The sequence below is a fragment of the Burkholderia sp. Se-20373 genome (assembly GCF_017104705.1).
Classification (GTDB): Bacteria; Pseudomonadota; Gammaproteobacteria; order Burkholderiales; family Burkholderiaceae; genus Burkholderia.
On sequence record NZ_JAAGPH010000053.1, the window covers coordinates 26,505 to 47,243 of the forward strand.

The window sequence follows — 20,739 nt, forward strand, 5'->3', positions numbered from 1 at the left end:
TCATTCTCGTCCCAGATCATCATTGAGGAATACCTATCGTGTCCATTCTGCTGAAAGGCATCATTGCCTACCCGGTTACGCCGTTCTCCGCTGACGGCGGCGTCGACCTCAAAGCGCTTGAAGCGCTGATCGAGCGGCTGATTGCCAACGGCGTCCACGCGATCGCCCCGCTGGGCAGCACCGGCGAAAGCGCGTACCTGTCCGACACCGAATGGGAGGCGGTCGCCTCCGCGTCGATTCGCGCGGTGCGCCGGCGCGTGCCGACCGTCGTCGGCATTTCCGATCTCACCACGGCGGGCGCGGTGCGCCGCGCGCGCTTCGCGGAACAGGCCGGCGCCGATGCGGTGATGGTGCTGCCGGTGTCGTACTGGAAGCTCGCCAACGACGAGATCGTCGCGCACTATCGCGCGATCGGCGCTGCCATCGGTATTCCGATCATGCTGTACAACAACCCCGCGACGAGCGGCGTCGACATGTCGCCCGACCTGATCGCGACGATCTGCCGGACCGTCGACAACGTGACGATGGTGAAGGAGAGCACCGGCGACATCGGGCGGATGCACCGGCTCGCGCAGCTGAGCGACGGCGCGATCCCGTTCTACAACGGCAGCAATCCGATGGCGCTCGCCGCGCTCTCGGCGGGCGCGGCCGGGTGGTGCACGGCCGCGCCGAACCTGAATGCGGCGTTGCCGCTGGCGCTGTTCGACGCGATGCAGGCGGGCGACCTGACGCGCGCGAGGACGGTCTTTCATGCGCAGCTGCCGCTGCTGCAGTTCATCGTCAACGGCGGGTTGCCGGTGACCGTGAAGGCCGGCTTGCGCCTGCGCGGCTTCGATGCCGGCGAACCGAGAAAGCCGCTGATGCGGCTCGGCGACGCGCGCACGCGTGAGCTCGAACGCCTGCTCGCGGCGCTCCCCGACGGTGTGACGACATGAGCGATACGGCACGGCCGCTGATCTCGGCCGCCATCGGCGCGGTGCGGGTCGGCAAGTGCCGGCCGCTGGCCGGCACGCCGCACGCCAGCGCGATCGACAAGCAGCCGGTCGGCGCGCGTCTGTGGCTGGGCACGCTCGGCTTCGCCGGCGACGAGCAGGCCGATGCGCGGCATCACGGCGGGCCTGACAAGGCGGTGCACCACTATGCGCACGATCACTATGCGTGGTGGTCGGCGCAGATCGGCCCGCGCGACGTGCTGGCGCAACCGGGCGCGTTCGGCGAGAACCTGTCGACGCACGGCGTGACCGAGCACGACGTGTGTCTCGGTGATGTGTTCACGTTGGGCGGCGCCGTGCTTCAGGTGTCGCAGTCGCGGCAGCCGTGCTGGAAGCTGAACGCGCGCTTCGATCATCAGCGGATGGCCGCGCTCGTGCAGCAAAGCGGCCGGACCGGCTGGTACTACCGTGTGCTGCAGGAAGGCTGGGTGGAATCGGGCGACGTGCTGACGCTGCATGAGCGCCGCCACCCGCAATGGCCGCTGGCGACGGTGCTCGACGTGCTGTACCGGCGCACGCTCGACATGGCCGCGCTCGATGCGCTGTGTGACGTGCCGAACCTGCCGCCTGCCTGGCGCACGATGCTCGAAAGGCGCCGGACGAAGCGGCAAGTCGAAGACTGGACGAAGCGGCTAGAAGGGCGATGATGCGCCGCGTGCCGCGTGCCTCAGTGGCTCGGCAGTTCCCGCACGTCGGCGATGGGCACCGAGCCGAATGCGTCGCTCAGCGCATAGCCGATCAGCTGACGCGCGGCTGCCTCGGGCGTCGCGAGTGCGCCGCTCGACTTCAGCTGGTCGAATTTCTCGCGCATCGGGAAGTTGTCTTCGCTGGTCGAGCGGATCGTCGCCTGCATGCCCGTATCGACGACGCCCGGCGCGACGCTGCAGATCCGCAGCGCGCGGTTCGCGTCGAGTGCGACTGCGCGCGCATGGTGATCGAGTGCCGCCTTGGTCGCACAGTAGACGCTCCAGCCCGCGTACGCGTTGCGTGCCGCGCCGCTCGACACGTGCAGGATCCGGCATTCGGTCGTGGCCGATGCCGATTGCGCGAGCGCGGCCGACAGCATCAGCGGCGCCGCGACGTTCACGCCGACCGCGCGTGCGACGATCGCCGGGTCTTGCGCAGCGAGCGGGCCGATCGGATCGACGATGCCGGCGTTGTTGAACAGCAGCACGATCGACGCGCCGTCGACGAAGCTGCGGAGCGTGTCGCCGGCCAGCCAGGCCGCGACGGCCGACGTATCCGACAGGTCGAGTTCGATTTCGGCGAAGCGGTCGCCGGCTTGCGACGCGAGCGACGGATGGCGGCTGCGCGACACGCCGAGCACGCCGACGCCTTCCAGCAGCAGTTGTTCGGCGAGCGACGCGCCGAGGCCGCGCGTGTGTCCGGTGACGATGGCGCGTACATGCGGCGCGGAAGAGGATGCGGTCATGGTGGTGAGCGGGTCGAAGAGGTGAACGGGATGAGTGGCGTCGACGTGCGGGGCGCATGCGTGGCGGCGTGGCGTGCGGGACGGACGATGCGTGGTACTGCGTGCTAAGGCGGTCGCGCGGCGCCGCAGACGTCGGGGTGACGCCTATCGTAGCGCTCGCATGCGGGGCGTGCAAACGCCGCCGCGCATGCGGACGCGGAATCCGCTGTGCCGTGCGTATCCCACGCCGCGTGGCACCCACTCGCCGATACGTTGGACGAAAGCCTGCTGCGGCAAGTGCGCGCGCCGGCGCGCCGCGCGGCGCCGGGCCACGCGACGCGAGCTATCATATGGCTCGCCCGTGCGCGATGCCGGACGGGCCGCGACCGTTTCCCTTCACTGCTGCACGCTGCGACGCCACACATGAACACCACGCCGGATACGCCCACGCCACGCGCCCTTCGCGAACTCACGCCCCTCGAGGCCCGCATTCTCGGTGTGCTCGTCGAGAAACAGCACACGGTGCCGGACACCTATCCGCTGTCGCTGAATGCGCTGACCGCGGGCTGCAACCAGAAAACCGCGCGCTCGCCGGTGATGAACGTCAGCGAGGATGAAGTCACGACCGCGCTCGACGGCCTGAAGCACCTGAGCATCGTGATGGAAGGCAGCAGCAGCCGGGTGCCGCGTTTCGAGCACAACATGAACCGCGTGCTCGGCATTCCGAGCCAGGCAATCGCGCTGCTGACGATCCTGCTGCTGCGCGGCCCGCAGACGGCCGCTGAGTTGCGCCTGAACAGCGCGCGCCTGCACGGTTTCGCGGACATCTCGTCGGTCGAGGCGTTCCTCGACGAACTCGCGGCGCGTGCGCAGCCGCTCGTCGTCCGGCTCCCGCGTGCGCCGGGCGCGCGCGAGAACCGCTGGATGCACCTGATGTGCGGCGAAGTGAACCTGGCCGACTTCGCGAGTGCGGAGGCCGGCGGTGCGGATTCCGTGCCGCCTTCCGAATTCGAAGCGCTGAAGGCCGAACAGAAGCGCCTCGCGGATGAAGTGGCGCGGCTGAATGCGCTGGTTCTGCGGATGGCCGGCGAACTGGGCATCGACGTCGACGCGCAAGGCGCGTCCTGACATCAGCGGCTGCGGTGCGTATGCATCGCCCGGCCCCGTCGCCACACGGCCGGGCCGGTGCGCGATGCGGGCACCGCCACGCACCGCCGCGTTACTTCAGCTTGACACCCGGTACAAGATAACGCGAACCGCCCGGTTTCAGGATCGGCGCGAGCGCCGCAAAGGGCGCATCGAGTTGCGGCCCGAGACAGGCGCCTGCCGCGTGGCCAATCCCTGATACGACGAACGACAGCTTGCCGGGGGCATCGAGCTCGAACGCCAGATATTCGGGGAACACGTCGGCGCACGACAGCGAATCGCCTTTTCCGTCCGTCACTTGTAGACCGTGTGTGGTCTTGACGCGTAATCGCGTAATGAAACTCGCTAGCGCAGGGCTCGTTTCCGGATTGCCGTCCTTGCCCACCGCGGTTGCGTCGATCACGCGGTTCCAGTCGAGGTACGCGCCGCGCAGCAGGTCGAACGTGACAGGATCGTAGTGATTGTCCGGGTACGCGCCGCCGCAGAACAGGCTGCCCGATTCCACGATACCCATCGCCGCACGCGACAGCCACGTGACCGTCACTTGCTCGTCGTCGTAGCCGCCGAGCGATCCGGATGCCGACCCGTCGTCGTTATAGCGCGTCGATGCGCATTCGAGCGCCGCGAGATTCATCTGCCAGTGCCGTTGTTCCAGCAGATGGTTGACCCGCGCCATCACGGCCGGATCGGGGTATTGGCTCAGCCGCGGATATGCGAGCACCGTGCGCGGGTCGCTCCACATCCGGTACGCAACGGTGCCGTCACCGATCTCGGGGCCCACCGGTCGTGCATGCCCGGCAAGCTTCAGCGTGGCATACGGCGCGTGTTGCATGTCGATGTCCGCGCTGCGCGCGATGCCGCTGCCGACACCACTTCCGGACACGGCAGTGATCGCTTCGACGGCACCGGGCGCAACCGCGTCGGGATCGTACTCCGCAACGCGCCGCAGCGTGAAGTTGCGCGTCTTGCCGGAGCGCGCATCGGTCCAGCGGCCGCGATAGCCGGCCTTGTCCCGCGTGCCCTGCCAGGTGGCCGCGGCATGATCGAAATTGGCCTGCTCGCGGAATCCCAATGTCGTGCGCGCGTCGTCCGGCAACTGCGTTCGCACGAGCGGCTCGGTCAATTCCGCGGGCGTGCCGTGCAGCGGAATGTCGATGCCGTGCTGCGCATAGAAGTAGCGGCCCGAGATTGAACCATCCGCAGCCGGTCGATCGTCGAGTTCCATCACGACGGCGCCGGCGCCTTGCAGCGTTCCTTCGTAGACCGTGCGCGGCGCGGCATCCACGCAGCCCGCGCGCAGCGCGATCATCACCAGCACGATCCGGATCAGCGGGCACATCACCAGCGGCACCCGGTTTGTTCGGACGCGTCGACGTCCAGTACCCTGCCGAACGCGGTCTGCTTGCCGGTGCGCGCGCTGGTGTAGGTCATCGAATAGATCATCGCGCCTTGCGACATCATCTCGTACCGCCCGTTGATCCTGCCGTCGACCATCTCGACCCAGGTCGTCGTGAACTGGTGCGGGCGCCCCTCGGCGAGCACTTCTTCGTCCACGTGCTCGACCACCAGCGGCAGCGCCGTTTTCGCTTTCGCATAGCGGACCATGGCGCCCGACCAGTCGACGGCGTCGTCGTAGTAGGTGCGCATCTCGAAGCGCACGGGTTTGTCGCCGTCCGACTTGAAGCAGTACACGTCGGTGGAGACCTTGGCGAACGCGGGCAGCGACGCGCAGAGCAGCAGGGTGGCAGAGATTTTTTTCATGATGAGCCGGTGACGAATGAAGTGCGGCATCAACCTAGCACGATCCGCGTCGCGCCTGCATCGACGAGCCGGAACAGCAGATCCTCGACGGCCGTCTCGGGCGCGGAGCCGAGGTCCGCATTGACGCGCCACCCCTGTTCCGTGCGAACCGGTTCCGACAGGTAGTGAGCGATGCCGTGCAGGCCGTCTTCGGCCGGCGTGTTCTCGTCGTCGACATCGAACCACGCGAAAAACCACGCTTTGAACGCGTCGACGGCCGCGCTTTCGTCGAGACCGCCGGCCTCGATCGCGGCCCAGTCCCACACGAACGGGCGGATCGACACGGCCGCTGTTTCGAGGTCGAATTCCAACGGCTCGAACGCCAGCTGCGTGGCGGAATCGACCATCGCCGGCTGACCCGCCGATTTGCCTTCCGTGGCGATGAGGTCGGCCCGGCACGGCAACGCGAGCGGCCCTTCGGTGGCGAGCGTGCCGTCGGCCCGCCGGTAGGCCGGTTCGACGATCACGGCCGGTTGTGCCGCCGCTTTCGCGAGCAGGTCGGCATACGGTTGGCGAATGGCGTGGAGCAGTTCGGAGACGGTCATCGTGGCGTATCGGTTGGGTAGGGAGCGATCGGTTGCAGACAGCCGGTGTGGGGCGCGGCCGGCATCGCACGACGTGGCTTCGGTACCGGACAGCCGTGATCGTACGGCACTTCGACAATACGAGGACAGTCGGCCGAATGGCCTGCGCAACCCGCATCGCGCGGCGACCGATTTAGACGTTTACCTTCAAACAATCGAAAACGCCCGTCGAGCGCGCGCTCGTTGTGCTTCAATTCATCCGGTTTGTAGTCCTACTAAAAATTACAGGTTCAGAACAGGCCGGATTACTCATTCACAGGAGACAGTCGATGGCTCGGAAACGGTTTTGAAGCGGCACACGCGATGGTCTGCAACACCGCGAACTTCCTTCGATGAAAGCAGGTTATCCCAGGGGCCTCAACCATGTCCTCGAGACGTTTCATGATGGCCGCGGCAGCGATGTCCGCCGCGTTGGCCATCACCGCGCCGGCAGCCAGCGCCGCCGCGCCGACCGTATCCGACCCGTTCTACACGTACACCGGCACCACGCCGTTGGCATCGATTCCACCGGGCACGGTGCTCAAGACGCGCAACGTTACCTATCACGTGGCCGGCATCCCCACCGCGCTGACCGCGCAGCAGTTGCTGTATCGCACCCTTGACGCGCTGAACCAGCCGGTCGTCAACGTGACGTCCGTGATCCGGAGCCCGGTCAGCAACGGCCAGGCCATCTCGTACCAGTCGGCCTACGATTCGCTGAACCCGTACGACGAGCCGTCGCAGGTGATCGCCGGCGACCGTGACGTGACCAAGATCATCAACGTCGGCACGCTGCTCTACAGCGCGGAATCGATTCCACTGTCGACGCTGCTGCTGCTCGGCTACAACGTCATCGTGCCCGATACGGAAGGCCAGACGGCCGACTTCGCCGCCGGCCCCGAATACGGGATGACGACGCTCGATTCGATCCGCGCGGCACTCAACACGCCGTCCACTGGCCTGAATCCGTCGAGCAAGGTCGCGATGATCGGCTATTCCGGCGGCGCGATCGCGACGAACTGGGCCGCGCAGCTCGCGCCGAGCTATGCGCCCGAGATCAACAGGCAGCTCGTCGGCGCGGCTGAAGGCGGCGTGCTGGTCGATCCCGCGCACAACCTGCGCTACGTCGACGGCAGCATCGTGTGGGGCGGCGTGGCCGCGGCCGCGCTGGCCGGGCTGTCGCGCGGCTACGGCTTCGACCTGACGCCCTATCTCAGCGATACCGGCGTCGCCGTGTTCAAGGACATCCAGAGCCAGTCGCTCGCCTACATCCTGCCGAAGTACACGGGGCTGCACTGGGGCACGCTGTTCAAGCCGCAATACGCGAACGACATCAACAGCATTCCCGTGTACGTGACCTATGCGAACAAGGTGAATGCCGGTCTGGCCGCCTCGCCGACGATCCCGATGTTCATCGGCCAGGGCACGGCGGGCGCGCTGGACGGCACCTTCAGCAGCCAGGTGGGTGACGGCGTGATGATGGCGTACGACGTGCGCGCGCTGGCGCAGAAGTTCTGTGCCGGCGGCACGCCGGTCACGTACAACGAGTATCCGCTCGAACATGCGGGCGCGATCGTGCCGTGGGTTGCCGGCATGCTGCCGTGGCTCTACGACCGCTTCAACGGGAAGGCCGCGCCGAGCAATTGCTGGCTGACGTCGCTGCTGCCGAGCAATTCGCTGGCGCCCGAGACGCCGCACTAGCCGCCACGCCGCGTATGATGCGGCGCGTGGCCGGGCGACCCTCCGCGGGTCGCCTTTTTCTTTTCGCCTGTTGATCTCCGTCGCGCTGCCGTCATGCAGCCGCGCCCGTCCCCCCGCCGCAACCCGCCACCGTCCCGCCCGGGTGCCATAATCGAGCCTGCCCATCATTCCAGACGTCCCCCGGAGAATCACCATGCAGAACCTCGACAATCCTTCCCACGATCGCGAGGTAGGCAGCGCCGACGCGACGCAGGACACCACGCGCATCGACGACGTCCGCATCGGCGCCGTGCGCCCGCTGATTTCGCCGGCGCTGCTGCTGGACGAACTGCCGGTGCCGGCCGCCACGCAGACGCTCGTCGAGGATACGCGCCGTGCGATCGGCGACATCCTGCACGGCCGCGACGACCGGCTGCTGCTCGTCGTCGGCCCGTGCTCGATCCACGATCACGACCAGGCGCTCGATTACGCGCGCCGCCTGAAGATCGCCGCCGATGCGCTGAAGGACGACCTGCTGATCACGATGCGCGTCTACTTCGAGAAGCCGCGCACGACGGTCGGCTGGAAGGGCTACATCAACGATCCGCGTCTCGACGGCAGCTTCCGCATCAACGAGGGGCTGCGCGCCGCGCGGCAACTGCTGCTCGACATCAACGCGCTGGGCCTGCCGGCGTCGACCGAATTCCTCGACCTGCTGAGCCCGCAGTACATCGCCGACCTGATCGCGTGGGGCGCGATCGGCGCGCGCACGACCGAGAGCCAGAGCCATCGCCAGCTCGCGTCGGGCTTGAGCTGCCCGATCGGCTTCAAGAACGGTACCGACGGCGGCGTGCAGGTCGCGTCCGACGCGATCGTCGCCGCGGCCGCGAGCCATGCGTTCATGGGGATGACGAAGATGGGGATGGCCGCGATCTTCGAGACGCGCGGCAACGACGACGCGCACGTGATCCTGCGCGGCGGCAAGAACGGCCCGAACTACGACGCCGAGCATGTCGAGGCGAGCTGCGTGGTGCTGCGCAAGGCCGGCCTGCGCGAGCAAGTGATGGTCGACTGCTCGCACGCGAACTCGAACAAGTCGCACGACCGGCAGATCGACGTCGCGCAGGATCTCGCGCGGCAACTGTCGCAGGGCGAGCAGCGGATCGTCGGCGTGATGGTCGAGAGCCATCTCGAGGCCGGGCGCCAGGACCTGAAGCCGGGCGTGGCGCTGAAGTATGGCGTGTCGATCACCGATGCGTGCCTGAGCTGGACGCAGACGGAGCCCGTGCTCGACGTGCTGGCGGAGGCGGTGCGGCAACGACGCGCGCAGTCGCGCAACGCGTGACGAGGGCGAGGTACGCGATTCGCTGCGGTGTCCGTAATGTCTCCATGGCAAGAGGCGCCTGACCGCGGCTGCGTCATCACGTCCGATGCAGCGTTTTGCGAGTGGCGCTAACATGGGCCGGTGTGATGCGTCGTACAGAGGCCTTTTCGTTTCACACGGCGCATGCACGGAGGCGGCTTGGCCGGCCGCCGACACCGACAACAACCGAACCGGAGTACATGACAGCATGGCTTTCTACAAGACCCTCATCGCAGCAACCGTCCTCGCCTCGAGCGTCAGCGCGCACGCGCAGATCGCGGGTGCGCAGCCGCTCAGCGTGACCGTCGAGCAATCGCAGGCGCTGCTCGAAGGCTGGAGCGTGAAGAAGAGCGTGCTCGGCAAGGCCGTCTACAACGACGACAACCAGAAGGTCGGCACCGTGCGCGACCTGATCGTCGCGCCGGACGGCTCGGTATCGGCGGCGATCGTGTCGGCCGGCGGCTTCCTCGGTGTGGCGGCGCACGACGTCGCGGTGCCGATCGCGTCGCTCGACGTGCGCAGCGGCAACATCTACCTGCCGGGCGCGACGAAGGATGCGCTGAAGGCGACGCCCGCGTTCCAGTACGCGAAGGTGCCGTCGCCGCCGAAGCCGAAGAAGGTCGACGACAAGCACTGAGCCAGCACGGATTGGCAAGGCCCGGCGCGCAACGCGCCGGGTATTTTGTTTGCGGTCAGCCGTTCGACGGATCGTCCGGCGGCGCGAGCGCCACGACGTGGCCGATGCCTTCGTGCGCCATCTTCGTATAAGGGCTGAAGCGCTCCGTATTGCGGACGAGTTCTTCCGCCACCGTGCGCTCGACGCCCGGCAGCTGCACGCGAATGTTCGCGTTCAGCATGAACAGCCCATCCACCGGATCGCGGCAGAAGTCGACCGATGCACTGACCGACGCGCCGGCGATCGACACGCCGGCCCGCGTGGCGAGCAGGCTCAGCGCCCCGTGAAAGCACGCCGCATAGCTCGCGGCAAACAGTTGCTCCGGGTTCGGGCCGTCGCCCGGCCCGCCCAGTGCGGACGGCAGGCGCAGCGCCACATCGAGGCGGCCGTCGTCGGAACGCGCGACACCCGATGCGCGCCCATGCTCCGCCGCCCCGCCCGTAACGGTCACCGTCGTCGAGTAGAGCGTCTGCGGTTCCCGCCCGCGATACTTGTCGAGCAACGAGAGCGGCGGCGGCCGTAGCGGCGTCATGGCGTGCGCGATCCTGCGGTGCGGCTCAGCGCGCGGGCTGGTTTTTTTTGAACCACGTATCGAAGGTCGTCGCACCGAGGCGGGCGCCGGGCCCGGGGACGAGCGTGTCGTCCTGCAGCAGCGCACCGAAGTAATCGGCGCCCGCGTCCCTGACCACCGTGCGCGGATCGTGCGTGATCTTCAGGAAATGTTCGACCAGGTCGGCGATCCGCACCCGATCGGGGCCGCCGATTTCGGTGATGCCGTTGCGCGGTGCGTCGAGCGCGACATCGGTGACGGCGGCCGCGACGTCGTCCGATGCGATCGGCTGGAAGAACGCGGTGGCCTGCCGCGTGGTGTCGCCATCGGCGCTCGCCTGTGCAATCGCGCCGACGAATTCGAAGAACTGCGTCGAGCGCACGATCGTGTACGGCACGCCTGCTGCGCGGATCAGGTCTTCCTGGATGAGCTTGCCGCGGAAATACGCGCTTTGCTGCAGGCGGTCGGTGCCGACCACCGACAGCGCGACGTGATGGCGCACGCCCGCCGCGCGTTCCGCGGCGAACAGGTTGCGCCCGGACGTCTCGAAGAATGCCTTCACGGCCGCTTCCTCGAACGACGGCGAGTTCGCGAGATCGACCACGACGTCCGCGCCCGCCAGCGCGTCGCCCAGCCCAGCGCCCGTGATCGTATCGACGCCGGTCGACGGCGCTGCCGCCATGGCGTCGTGGCCGCGCGCGATCAGGTTCCTGACGACTTTGCTGCCGATGAGGCCGGTACCACCAATCACCACGATCTTCACGATTGCTCTCCTTGAACGGGCGCGCGGGAGGCGCGCCGCCTGAATCGGTCGAAGCCGGTGTGCATCGCATTCGCGCGCGTGCGCCGGCACCTTGCCGAATGGTGTGCAACGATGCCCGCACGCCGTTCGATCAGCCCGCATCGTATGCAGATGCCGCGCGATCCGGTAGAGCCCCGCAGGTGCTCATGGTGTTGCTTCGAATGCATCAATCGACCGTTTCCAGCGGCGCCGTCGTCATCATCGTGGTCATCGTCGTCAGGCATTGCAGGTCGCGGGCGCGCGTCTGTTCGATCATGTAGTCGATGAATACGCGTATGCGTGTCGGCAGGTGCTTGCGGCTCAGGTAACAGAGGTAGTGTCCGCCGTCGTCCGGCGCGTGCTGGCCGAGGCAGCTCACCAGCTGCCCGTCGGCGAGCAGGTCGCACACCTGGTACGCGGGCAGTTGCGCGATGCCGAGCCCGTCGAGCGCCGCACGCACGACCAGATCCATGTCGTTGAAGGTGTGATGCGCGGCGAGCTGGCGCTGCTGCGCCAGCCCGTCGATCTTGAATTCCCATTCCGCCGCGCGGCCCGACGCGGTGCGCAGGTTGATGCAGCGATGCTGCGCCAACTCGTCCACGTGACGCGGCAAGCCGTGCCGGTGCGCGTACGACGGCGACGCGCAGACGATCATCTGCATCGGAATCAGCTGGCGCGCGACGATCGCGCTGTCCTCCGTGCGGCCGTCGCGAAACGCGACGTCGATGCGGTCGGCGGAGAAATCGGCCGGCCGGTCGTTCAGCAACAGCTCGAGCGTGATGTCCGGATACTGCGCGTGGAAATCGCGCAGCAGCGGCGCGATGATCTTGCGGCCGAAGCCGGGCGTCGAGCCGATCCGCAGGTGTCCGCTCGGCGGGCCGCTGCGCAGCTCGCGCATGTCCTCGAGCGCCTGCGCGAGCTGTTGGATGCCGGGCCGGCAGTTTTCATAGAAGAGTTCGCCTTCGCGCGTCAGCGACATGCTGCGCGTCGTGCGCTGGAACAGGCGCGCGTCGAGCCGGTCCTCGAGCCTCTGCACATGGCGGCTGACCGACGAGCGGCCGACGCCGAGGCGATCGGCGGCACGGGCGAAGCTGCCTTCGGTGACGACGGCCAAGAAGGTGACCACGCCGGCGTAGCAGGTCGAGAAGCTGCGTGCGAACGGATCGTCGGCGTCAGGGGGGCGGATGGAAGTATCTGGCATGAAGGTGCTGGAGTCGTGGTGTCCATACGCGGCTAGACGTTTCAGCACAGCTGCCTGTGACACCGTCCGCTATCTTTTTTTTAAAAGAGGGACGCGGCGGCGGGCGGGGAAGGCTATTTTTCCAGCACGAGCACGAGCACGAGCACGAGCACGAGCACGAGCACGAGCACGAGCACGAGCACGAGCACGAGCACGAGCACGGGCTTCGATGGCGCGCGATGCGCGCACGTCACCCGGCGGTGCAGGTTGCCGCGATCCGGGCGAGCTTGTCGGGGTTGCGCTGCACGAGAATCCGGACGATGCGCGTGCCGTCGGTCTCGAACGACATCGCGGCGTCGAGCTGTCCGTCGATGAAGCGCAACAGGGCCCACTGGCCGTTGAGCACGACGGGCCGCATCTCGACCCCGCTGCCGTGGCGCAGCCACGTCGCATAGAACAGTTGTGCGACACGCCGGTTGCCGACCATTGGCCTCGGAAGGCTCTGGACCTTGCCGCCGCCGTCGCCGATCAGGATCGCGTCCTCGGCGAGCAGCGCCTGGATCGACGGGAAGTCGCCCTGCGCGAGCGCGTGCGAGAACGTCTGCAGCAACCGGTGGTGCGTTTCGCGCGCCACCGCGTGGCGAGGCGAATCGTCGTCGCGCAGCCGGGCCTTGGCACGGCGGACGAGTTGCCGGCACGCGGCTTCGGTCTTGCCGATCGCGTCGGCGATCCGGTCGTAGTCGATCTCGAAGATTTCATGCAGCAGGAAGGCGGCACGCGCCTCCGGCGTCAGCCGTTCGAGCAGCAGCAGGAACGCGACCGACACGTCGTTCGCGCGCTCGATCATTTCCTCGGGCGTGGCCGGTGATGCGTCGAGTTCCGGCTCGGGCAGCCAGATCCCGGTGTATTGCTCGCGCCGGATTTTCGCGGCGCGCAAGCGGTCGATCGACGTGCGTGTCGTGACGGCGACGAGCCACGCCTCGGTGTTCTCGATCCCGGCGCGTGCCGTGTCGTGCCAGCGCAGCCAGACGTCCTGCACGATGTCCTCGGCGTCCGCGATGGAGCCGAGCATCCGGTACGCGATCTTCTGCAGACGCGGACGCAGTGCCTGGAACGTGTGTGCGTCGTCGGCCGTCACAGCCACACCCCGCTGAACCCGAACGCGACCGGCCCGCTCAGGAGCACGCTGCCGGCGCCGTCCCAGCGCACCGTCACGTCGCCGCCGTCGCACTCGACCCGCACGGTCTCGTCGAGCAACCCGCGCCGGATGCCGTTGACGACCGCCCCGCACGAACACGATCCCGAACCGAGCGGCACGCCGCCGCCGCGCTCCCAGATGCGCAGGCGAACATGCGTGCGATCGATGACCTGAACGAAGTGCACGTTGGTTTTCCGCGGAAACAGCGGATGCGTTTCGATGGCCGGGCCGAGCGCCGCGACATCGATCGTGCCGAGATCGTCGACGAAGAACGTGCAGTGCGGATTGCCCATGTTGCACGCGGCCGGCGCGCCGGGCAGCGGCAGCGCGAGGGTGTCGAGCGCCTCGGCGAGCGGCACGTCCTGCCAGCCGGTGAGCGGCCTGCCCATCTCGACGGTGATCAGGCCGTTCGCCTCCGTCGAGCACACGAGATACCCGCGGGGAGTCCGCAGCACGAACGACGACAGGCCGGTTTCCCGCATCAGTTGCCACGCGACGCCGCGCGTCGCGCTGCCGCAGGTGTCGAGCGGCGTGCCGTCCGCGTTCCAGAACGCGACGCGGGCCGCCGCGTCGTCGCAGTCCGACACGACCGCGAGCTGGTTGAAGCCGATGCCGAAACGCCGGTCGCCCATGCGCCGCACCAGATCCGGGACGATGTGGCGCGCTTGATCGTGCGCCTGACCGCGCAGGTCGACGATGGCGAAGTCATCGCCATTCGCGTTCATCTTCTGAAATCCGAGCGGCATGACAGTTCCGGAAGGGAGGCAGGCGAACACTGTACGTGGCTCGCCGTTCGCGATCAATCGCCGCACGAGGTCGTGCCCGCGCCACGCATCTACGTAATTCTACGTAGCTCCGCATACGTAGTTATCCGCTTGTAAGCGGCACCGGTCGCGCGGAATACTACGGCCCATCGCCCCGGCCTCAGCGAGACCGCGGCACGACGCATCGACGTCACGTGTGTGCGGCACCCTCGCCGCATGCCATCTAAAACCACATTGGAGACCAGGAGACGCCATGAATCGGGCTTCCAGTACCCTGCTCTGGATTGCGGTCGCGCTGCTCGGCGCGTTCGCGTTCGGCACGATCGCACTCGCACACGGCGAGCGCGTCAGTGCCCTCTGGATCGTGATCGCCGCAGTCTGCGTGTATCTGATCGCGTATCGCTTCTACAGCCGTTTCATCGCCAGCAAGGTCATGCAGCTCGACGGGCTGCGGATGACGCCGGCCGTCAAGTACAACGACGGCCTCGACTACGTGCCGACCAACAAGTACGTGCTGTTCGGCCATCACTTCGCCGCGATCGCCGGCGCCGGCCCGCTCGTCGGGCCCGTGCTCGCCGCGCAGATGGGCTACACGCCCGGCATGCTGTGGATCCTGGCCGGCGTCGTGTTCGCCGGCGCGGTGCAGGACTTCATCGTGCTGTTCATCTCGACGCGCCGCGACGGCCGCTCGCTCGGCGATCTCGTCAAGATGGAGCTCGGCACGGTGCCCGGTGTGATCGCGCTGTTCGGCGCGTTCCTGATCATGGTGATCATCCTCGCGGTGCTCGCGCTGATCGTCGTGAAGGCGCTGACCAATTCGCCGTGGGGCACGTTCACCGTCGCCGCGACGATTCCGATCGCGCTGTTCATGGGCGTCTACACGCGCTACATCCGTCCGGGCCGCATCGGCGAAGTGTCGATCATCGGCTTCGTGCTGCTGATGGCGTCGATCGCGTTCGGCCAGCACGTGCACGATTCGCCGACGCTCGCCGCGTGGTTCACGTTCACGGGCACGCAGCTCACGTGGATCCTGATCGGCTACGGCTTCGTCGCATCGGTGCTGCCGGTGTGGCTGCTGCTCGCGCCGCGCGACTACCTGTCGACCTTCCTGAAGATCGGCACGATCCTCGGCCTCGCGATCGGCATCCTGGTCGTCGCGCCGGAACTGAAGATGCCCGCGCTGACGAAGTTCGTCGACGGCACGGGCCCGGTGTGGTCGGGCAACCTGTTCCCGTTCCTGTTCATCACGATCGCGTGCGGTGCCGTGTCGGGCTTCCATGCGCTGATCTCGTCGGGCACGACGCCGAAGCTGATCGACAACGAAACCAATGCGCGCTTCATCGGTTACGGCGCGATGCTGATGGAATCGTTCGTCGCGATCATGGCGCTGGTCGCCGCGTGCGTGATCGAGCCGGGCATCTACTTCGCGATGAACGCGCCGGCCGCCGTGCTCGGCTCGACGCCGGAAGCGGTCGCCAACACCGTCACGCAATGGGGCTTCGTGCTGACGCCCGACATGCTGACGCAGACCGCGAAGGCCGTCGGCGAAACGACGATCATCGCGCGGGCGGGCGGCGCGCCGACGCTGGCCGTCGGCATGGCGCACATCCTGCACCAGGTGATCGGCGGCGAAGCGATGATGGCGTTCTGGTATCACTTCGCGATCCTGTTCGAGGCGCTGTTCATCCTGACGGCCGTCGATGCCGGCACACGCGCGGGCCGCTTCATGTTGCAGGACCTGCTCGGCACGTTCCACCCGGCGCTCAAGCGCACCGAGTCGCTGCCGGCGAACCTGGTCGCCACCGCGCTGTGCGTGGCCGCGTGGGGCTACTTCCTGTACCAGGGCGTGGTCGATCCGCTCGGCGGCATCAACACGCTGTGGCCGCTGTTCGGCATCTCGAACCAGATGCTCGCCGCGATCGCGCTGGTGCTCGGCACCGTCGTCCTGTTCAAGATGAAGCGCGAGCGCTATGCGTGGGTGACGATCGTGCCGACCGTGTGGCTGCTGATCTGCACGCTGACCGCCGGCTGGCAGAAGATTTTCGACGCGAACCCGAAGGTCAGCTTCCTCGCGCACGCCGCGAAGCTGCAGGCCGCGGTGGACGAGGGCAAGGTGCTCGCGCCGGCGAAGTCGATCGCGCAGATGAAGCGGATCATCTTCAACGACTACATCGATGCGGCGCTGGCCGGGCTGTTCATCTTCGTCGTCGTGGCGATCGCGGTGTACGGCGTGATCGCCGTGCTGCGCGCGCGCCGCGAGTCGAAGCCGACCGTGCGCGAGACGCCGTACGAAGCGATGCCGGCCGCGCAGGCGCTCGGCAGCGGACGTTAAGGGGAGGCCGCGATGTTCAGCGATCTTGGCAGCGACCTGCGCAGCGCGGGGCGTTACCTCGGGCAGGCGTTGCGGCTGATGGTCGGCCTGCCCGACTACGACACCTACGTCGCGCACATGCGCGCGACCCATCCGGATCGCGAGCCGATGACGTATGAGGAATTCTTCCGCGAGCGTCAGAACGCGCGGTACGGGTCGGGTGCGGGGAAGTGCTGCTGAATCGGGCGGTCCAGGCCGTTCGGTCATCGAAAGGGAAGCGCCGCGATGCATGTCGCGGCGCTTTTTTCTTTGGCGGGCCGGCGGCGTGCGTCGCCGCTTGCCTGAGCGCAGCACGGCAAATTCCGCCGGCCGGTATCATAGGGTTTCCTCTTTTCCCGATGGACCCGCAGGAGAACACGTCGTGCATGTCGGTGAGCGTTTCAACAGCATTTCCCATCTCGTCGGCGCGGTGCTGTCGGTGGTCGGCCTCGTTGCGCTCGTGACGATGGGCGCGCTCGAAGGCGATCCATACAAGGTGGTGAGCTTCAGCGTGTACGGCGCGATGCTGATCCTGCTCTATGCGATCTCGACGCTGTATCACAGCGTGCGCAACCCGCGCCTGAAAGCGATCCTGCAGAAGTGCGACCACTCGGCGATCTACCTGCTGATCGCCGGCAGCTATACGCCGTTCACGCTGGTCACGCTGCGCGGCCCGTGGGGCTGGTCGCTGTTCGGCGTGAGCTGGGGGCTGGCCGTGTTCGGCATCGTGCAGGAGCTGACGCTCGGGCGGCGCACACGTCTGCTGTCGATGATCCTGTACGTGGCGATGGGTTGGCTCGCGCTCGTCGCGGTGCGTCCGCTGATCCATGCGCTGCCGCCGGTCGGTACCGCGTGGCTCGTGGCCGGCGGCCTGATCTACAGCGCGGGGATCTACTTCTTCATCAACGACGAGCGCATCCGTCACGGGCACGGCATCTGGCATCTGTTCGTGCTGGCCGGGAGCCTGTGCCAGTTCGTCAGTGTCGCGATGTATGTCGCGTGAGCGACGGGCGGCGTCGAGGCAATGACGGCGCGCCGTGCCGCCGCGCGTGCACCTGCCGGAGCATGCGTTACCGGCGCGTGGCGGCCCGTAGCTGCGTGGCCGGTTCGCCGGGTGTCGGTGTCGGCCTCGCAGTGATCCACCACGTCGCGGCGGCGAGCGCCGACAATCCGGTCGCGATGCCGAGCGCCACCCGCATCGCCGCCGGAAACGGCTGCAACGTCGCGATGCACGCACCGAAAATCGCCACCCCCAGCGCCGATCCGCTCTGGCGCGCCGCGTTCAGCGCGGCTGCCGCCACGCCGGCGCGGCGCCGGTCGACCGTCCCGAGCGCCGGCGACGTCGCGGCCGGCGAGATGAATCCCGATGCGAAGCCGATCGCGAGCATCGGCGCGATAGCGAGCCACGCGGGTGTCGTCGCGCCGATGCCCGTCATGCCGAGCGCGCCGGCCGCATAGAGCGCGAACGCCGCGCACATCGTGCCGCGCGCGCCGAAGCGTGCAACCAGCCGGCCTGAACCCAGCCCCCCGAGCGCGACCATCGCGGTCATCGGCAGGAACGCGAGCCCCGTGTCGAGCGGGCTCGCGCCGCGGACCTGCCGATAGAACAGGCTGAGCACGAACAGCAGGCCGTAGAACACGAACGCCGACGCCATCGACACGAACGTCGAGCCGGCGAACAGCCGGTTGCGGAAGAACGCGAGCGGCAGCATCGGTTCGCGGCGCCGCGCTTCGATCGCGATGAACGCGCTCCACGCGACGACGCTCGTTGCCGCGCCGCCGACGATCGGCGTCGAGCGCCAGCCGAGCGACGGGCCTTCGATCAACGTGCCGATCAGCGCCGCGATCGCGACGACGGCCGCGGCCTGGCCGCCCCAGTCGAAATGCCGCGATGCGTCGCCATCGGCGCGCACGACCGAGCGGCCGAGCCAGATGCCGGCCAGCCCGAGCGGCAGGTTCACGAAGAAGAGGCTGCGCCACCCGAACAGATGGATCAGCAGGCCGCCGATCAGCGGGCCCGACGCCATCGCGATGCCGCCGCAGCCCATCCACAGGCTGATCGCCGACGTGCGCGCGGCCGGTTCGGGGAACGCGCGGTTGAGCAACTCGAGCGAGCAGGGCACCAGCATCGCGCTGCCGACGCCTTGCAACGCGCGGGCGATCGCGAGCGCCGGGAGGGTCGGCGCGATGCCGCACAGCGCCGACGCGGCGACGAATATCGCGAGCCCGGCGATATAGACGTCGCGATCGCCGAGCCGGTCGCCCAGCGTGCCGCCCGTCATCAGCAGGCTCGCGAAGGCGAGCGTGTACGCGTTCACGATCCACTGCAGGCCGGCCACGCGGCTGCCGAACGTATGCGCGATGTCGGTGAGCGCGACGTTGACGATCGACGCGTCGAGCAGCACGAGCGTGTAGCTCACGCAGGTCGCGGCGAGCACGCGGCGGGCCGCGGCGCGATTCGGCACGGCGGCCGTCATGCGCGGTCGGGTACCGGCGTGGCGGCCCGCAGCGCGAGAAACCCGACCCATCCCCAGTACACGCGATGATGCGCGATCAGCCCGTCGCGCAGCTCCATCACCTCGACGAGATCGACCTGGTCGCCGTCCGGCGTGGCGCGCGGATATTCCCACGTGAGCTGGCGGCCGTTCGAGAAGAACAAGCCGGTGCGGTACCAGCGCCCGAGCGAGTTGCCCGGATTACGCAGGGCCGCCGCGAAGAACGCGCCGATCGCGGCCTTGCCGTGCAGCACGCCGGCGCCATGATCGGGCAGCGTGACGACGATCAGCGGCGTTTCGAGCACCGCGTCGTCGGCATACAGCGCCATCAGCGCATCGACGTCGCGCGCGACGACGGCCGCGTGCCAGCCTTCATAAATGTGCCGGGCATCGGCGTGGGCGTGTGACATGGCGGGTTCCGGAAGCATCGATAACGGAACCCACTGTAGGGGCGCACCGCCGCGGGACGTTTCACGTCGACCCGAAACGTGGATGTCGCCGCGGCGCAGGCGGCCGCGTGGCGGCTCTTATCCGGCCAGCGCGTCGAGATTCAGCTGATACGACTTCCCGATCCACACCGCGCAATCGCGATGGTCGCGCAGTTCGTCGTTCGTATTCGGATGCAGGAAGATGTCGAGCGCGCCGTGGTTCAGCACGAGCCACGGCACGATCTCGTTGAAGCGCGCGGCGTCGAATGCGATCTGGTACGACCAGGCCGGGTGCGGGCCGACGAGGCGTTCGTGAAAGCGGCCGAGTTCGATGACCGCGCCGAACCGCTCGTCGACGACCTGGCGAAACGCCCAGGCCGCGTCGCGGCTGGCCGCATCGAAATAGACGTGGGCGTGCCAACTGTGGATGGCGGTGATGTCGAGGGCGGCCATGGAAGGACTCGATGAAAATGGGAAGGCATGAGGTGCCGTGCGAAACGGCGATGCGTGATTATCGCGCGTCATTGCCGTGCGCGTCGTGTCTCGATTCGGCAATCCGGGTGCGATGACTTGTCCTGAATCACGAGAAACGTGCGATTCGATTGGGCCGGCGATTGCGGTATCCGCACGCGCGATATCACGCCGGAAGCCTTGTCGGCGGGTGCGCCGGTGGTGATCGCATCGGCAACATGTCATTTCCGAAATTGAAAAAGCGCTGCGTGCGTTGCTTCGGATCGTCTGAACAAACGAGATCAGGGCGTTGAATGAAATAAGGAAATGCCTGTTCGGCGGGATTCGCGCATGACGCGATTGGCGCACCGGGTGTCGACACCGCAAATATCAATTGCAGAATCGGCTATTCATACGGAATGCAGCGCGTCATACGATGGTTTCAACGCATCGTCGAACATGATCGATGCGGGGACAACCACCTGGAGGCCACCATGCGATCCCTCGTTCCCGTTGCGGTACTTTCCTGCGCACTCGTTGCGTTGCCCGCCGTCAGTTTCGCTCAGTCCGCCGTGACCGACGGCGCATCGAATGCGTCGCTGTCGAGCTGGTCGGCGGCGCGTGCCGAAACCGACGCGCAACTGCGGCAGATGACGCGCGCCGGTTATCGCGCGACGTCGGCCGGCAACCAGAACTATCCGCTCGCGATGCAGCGCGCGCTCGAACGTGTCCACAACCCGGTGCCGGACCGGTCGCGCGAAGCGCGTGCCGCGATGGAGGCGCGCGCCGCGCGTGACGCGCAGGGCGGCCATCCGGTCAAGGCGTTCTTCGTGAAGACCGCGTACTACCTGAAGGGCGAGAACACGTTCTGATGCAGGAGGCGAGCATGGCTTGCATGATCCGATTCGCCGG

At 67.5% G+C, this 20,739-nt stretch carries 22 protein-coding genes; 10 read left to right on the forward strand and 12 right to left on the reverse strand.

The genetic code is table 11. The features are described 5' to 3' along the window. The first annotated feature begins 38 nt into the window (after positions 1 to 38). The gene (locus G3N96_RS18850) at positions 39 to 935 is read left to right on the forward strand and encodes a dihydrodipicolinate synthase family protein (RefSeq protein WP_206138092.1); all 897 of its coding nucleotides are present in this window, start codon (positions 39 to 41) and stop codon (positions 933 to 935) included. After that, the gene (locus tag G3N96_RS18855; protein WP_206138093.1) at positions 932 to 1,639 is read left to right on the forward strand and encodes an MOSC domain-containing protein; all 708 of its coding nucleotides are present in this window, start codon (positions 932 to 934) and stop codon (positions 1,637 to 1,639) included. The genes G3N96_RS18850 and G3N96_RS18855 overlap by 4 nt, the downstream gene beginning before the upstream one ends. A gap of 20 nt (positions 1,640 to 1,659) precedes the next feature. Here G3N96_RS18855 and G3N96_RS18860 read toward each other — a convergent pair whose 3' ends face one another. After that, positions 1,660 to 2,424: an SDR family oxidoreductase gene (locus tag G3N96_RS18860; protein ID WP_206138094.1), complete on the reverse strand. Its 765-nt coding sequence runs from the start codon at positions 2,422 to 2,424 to the stop codon at positions 1,660 to 1,662. 402 nt (positions 2,425 to 2,826) lie between these two features. On the opposite strand from G3N96_RS18860, the gene G3N96_RS18865 reads away from it, so the two are divergent. Next, the gene (locus tag G3N96_RS18865) at positions 2,827 to 3,531 is read left to right on the forward strand and encodes a YceH family protein (protein ID WP_089459216.1); all 705 of its coding nucleotides are present in this window, start codon (positions 2,827 to 2,829) and stop codon (positions 3,529 to 3,531) included. 91 nt (positions 3,532 to 3,622) lie between these two features. On the opposite strand, the gene G3N96_RS18870 is transcribed toward G3N96_RS18865, so the two are convergent. The 3 genes from G3N96_RS18870 to G3N96_RS18880 are packed head-to-tail and all read right to left on the reverse strand — an operon-like array spanning position 3,623 to position 5,894. Continuing rightward, entirely contained in the window at positions 3,623 to 4,888 is a 1,266-nt protein-coding gene (locus G3N96_RS18870) for a hypothetical protein (RefSeq protein WP_206138107.1), read from the reverse strand. Then, positions 4,888 to 5,340, reverse strand: a complete 453-nt coding sequence (locus G3N96_RS18875; protein WP_241022714.1) for a hypothetical protein — start codon at positions 5,338 to 5,340, stop codon at positions 4,888 to 4,890. Before G3N96_RS18875 ends, G3N96_RS18870 begins: the two co-directional genes overlap by 1 nt. Then, positions 5,340 to 5,894, reverse strand: coding sequence for a hypothetical protein (locus tag G3N96_RS18880; protein ID WP_206138095.1), 555 nt, complete (start codon positions 5,892 to 5,894; stop codon positions 5,340 to 5,342). The genes G3N96_RS18875 and G3N96_RS18880 overlap by 1 nt, the downstream gene beginning before the upstream one ends. A 402-nt stretch (positions 5,895 to 6,296) precedes the next feature. On the opposite strand from G3N96_RS18880, the gene G3N96_RS18885 reads away from it, so the two are divergent. From G3N96_RS18885 to G3N96_RS18895, 3 genes are all read left to right on the forward strand, one after another. Then, positions 6,297 to 7,613 carry a lipase family protein gene (locus tag G3N96_RS18885; protein ID WP_206138096.1) on the forward strand — a complete coding sequence of 439 codons (1,317 nt, stop codon included), beginning with the start codon at positions 6,297 to 6,299 and terminating at the stop codon, positions 7,611 to 7,613. Positions 7,614 to 7,806: 193 nt separating this feature from the next. Next, positions 7,807 to 8,937, forward strand: coding sequence for a 3-deoxy-7-phosphoheptulonate synthase (locus G3N96_RS18890; RefSeq protein ID WP_241022715.1), 1,131 nt, complete (start codon positions 7,807 to 7,809; stop codon positions 8,935 to 8,937). A gap of 226 nt (positions 8,938 to 9,163) precedes the next feature. Continuing rightward, positions 9,164 to 9,592: a PRC-barrel domain-containing protein gene (locus G3N96_RS18895; protein ID WP_206138097.1), complete on the forward strand. Its 429-nt coding sequence runs from the start codon at positions 9,164 to 9,166 to the stop codon at positions 9,590 to 9,592. A 55-nt stretch (positions 9,593 to 9,647) separates the two neighbouring features. Here the strand turns inward: G3N96_RS18895 and G3N96_RS18900 are convergent, their stop codons facing one another. From G3N96_RS18900 to dapF, 5 genes are all read right to left on the reverse strand, one after another. Beyond that, positions 9,648 to 10,163, reverse strand: coding sequence for an Ohr family peroxiredoxin (locus G3N96_RS18900; RefSeq protein ID WP_206138098.1), 516 nt, complete (start codon positions 10,161 to 10,163; stop codon positions 9,648 to 9,650). 25 nt (positions 10,164 to 10,188) lie between these two features. Then, positions 10,189 to 10,944 carry an SDR family oxidoreductase gene (locus G3N96_RS18905; RefSeq protein WP_206138099.1) on the reverse strand — a complete coding sequence of 252 codons (756 nt, stop codon included), beginning with the start codon at positions 10,942 to 10,944 and terminating at the stop codon, positions 10,189 to 10,191. Positions 10,945 to 11,149: 205 nt separating this feature from the next. Further along, entirely contained in the window at positions 11,150 to 12,163 is a 1,014-nt protein-coding gene (locus G3N96_RS18910) for a LysR family transcriptional regulator (RefSeq protein WP_206138100.1), read from the reverse strand. A 229-nt stretch (positions 12,164 to 12,392) separates the two neighbouring features. After that, on the reverse strand, positions 12,393 to 13,280 hold the full coding sequence (locus G3N96_RS18915; protein WP_206138101.1) for an RNA polymerase sigma-70 factor: 888 nt from the start codon (positions 13,278 to 13,280) through the stop codon (positions 12,393 to 12,395). Then, positions 13,277 to 14,086 carry a diaminopimelate epimerase gene (dapF, locus tag G3N96_RS18920; RefSeq protein WP_206138102.1) on the reverse strand — a complete coding sequence of 270 codons (810 nt, stop codon included), beginning with the start codon at positions 14,084 to 14,086 and terminating at the stop codon, positions 13,277 to 13,279. The genes G3N96_RS18915 and dapF overlap by 4 nt, the downstream gene beginning before the upstream one ends. Positions 14,087 to 14,357: 271 nt before the next feature. On the opposite strand from dapF, the gene G3N96_RS18925 reads away from it, so the two are divergent. The 3 genes from G3N96_RS18925 (at position 14,358) to G3N96_RS18935 (ending at position 17,457) form a co-directional block, all read left to right on the forward strand. Then, complete coding sequence (locus tag G3N96_RS18925) at positions 14,358 to 16,436, forward strand: carbon starvation CstA family protein (protein WP_089428804.1); 2,079 nt, start codon at positions 14,358 to 14,360, stop codon at positions 16,434 to 16,436. Between the two features lie 12 nt (positions 16,437 to 16,448). Continuing rightward, positions 16,449 to 16,655, forward strand: a complete 207-nt coding sequence (locus tag G3N96_RS18930; RefSeq protein WP_011353713.1) for a YbdD/YjiX family protein — start codon at positions 16,449 to 16,451, stop codon at positions 16,653 to 16,655. A 181-nt stretch (positions 16,656 to 16,836) separates the two neighbouring features. Continuing rightward, positions 16,837 to 17,457, forward strand: a complete 621-nt coding sequence (locus G3N96_RS18935) for a hemolysin III family protein (protein ID WP_039349524.1) — start codon at positions 16,837 to 16,839, stop codon at positions 17,455 to 17,457. A gap of 67 nt (positions 17,458 to 17,524) precedes the next feature. Here the strand turns inward: G3N96_RS18935 and G3N96_RS18940 are convergent, their stop codons facing one another. From G3N96_RS18940 to G3N96_RS18950, 3 genes are all read right to left on the reverse strand, one after another. After that, complete coding sequence (locus tag G3N96_RS18940) at positions 17,525 to 18,931, reverse strand: MFS transporter (protein ID WP_206138103.1); 1,407 nt, start codon at positions 18,929 to 18,931, stop codon at positions 17,525 to 17,527. Next, positions 18,928 to 19,359, reverse strand: a complete 432-nt coding sequence (locus tag G3N96_RS18945; protein WP_206138104.1) for a nuclear transport factor 2 family protein — start codon at positions 19,357 to 19,359, stop codon at positions 18,928 to 18,930. Before G3N96_RS18945 ends, G3N96_RS18940 begins: the two co-directional genes overlap by 4 nt. 117 nt (positions 19,360 to 19,476) lie before the next feature. Further along, entirely contained in the window at positions 19,477 to 19,830 is a 354-nt protein-coding gene (locus G3N96_RS18950) for a DOPA 4,5-dioxygenase family protein (protein WP_206138105.1), read from the reverse strand. A gap of 491 nt (positions 19,831 to 20,321) precedes the next feature. Here G3N96_RS18950 and G3N96_RS18955 point away from each other — a divergent pair, with 491 nt between their 5' ends. Next, on the forward strand, positions 20,322 to 20,699 hold the full coding sequence (locus G3N96_RS18955; protein WP_206138106.1) for a hypothetical protein: 378 nt from the start codon (positions 20,322 to 20,324) through the stop codon (positions 20,697 to 20,699). The last annotated feature ends 40 nt before the right edge of the window (positions 20,700 to 20,739 follow it).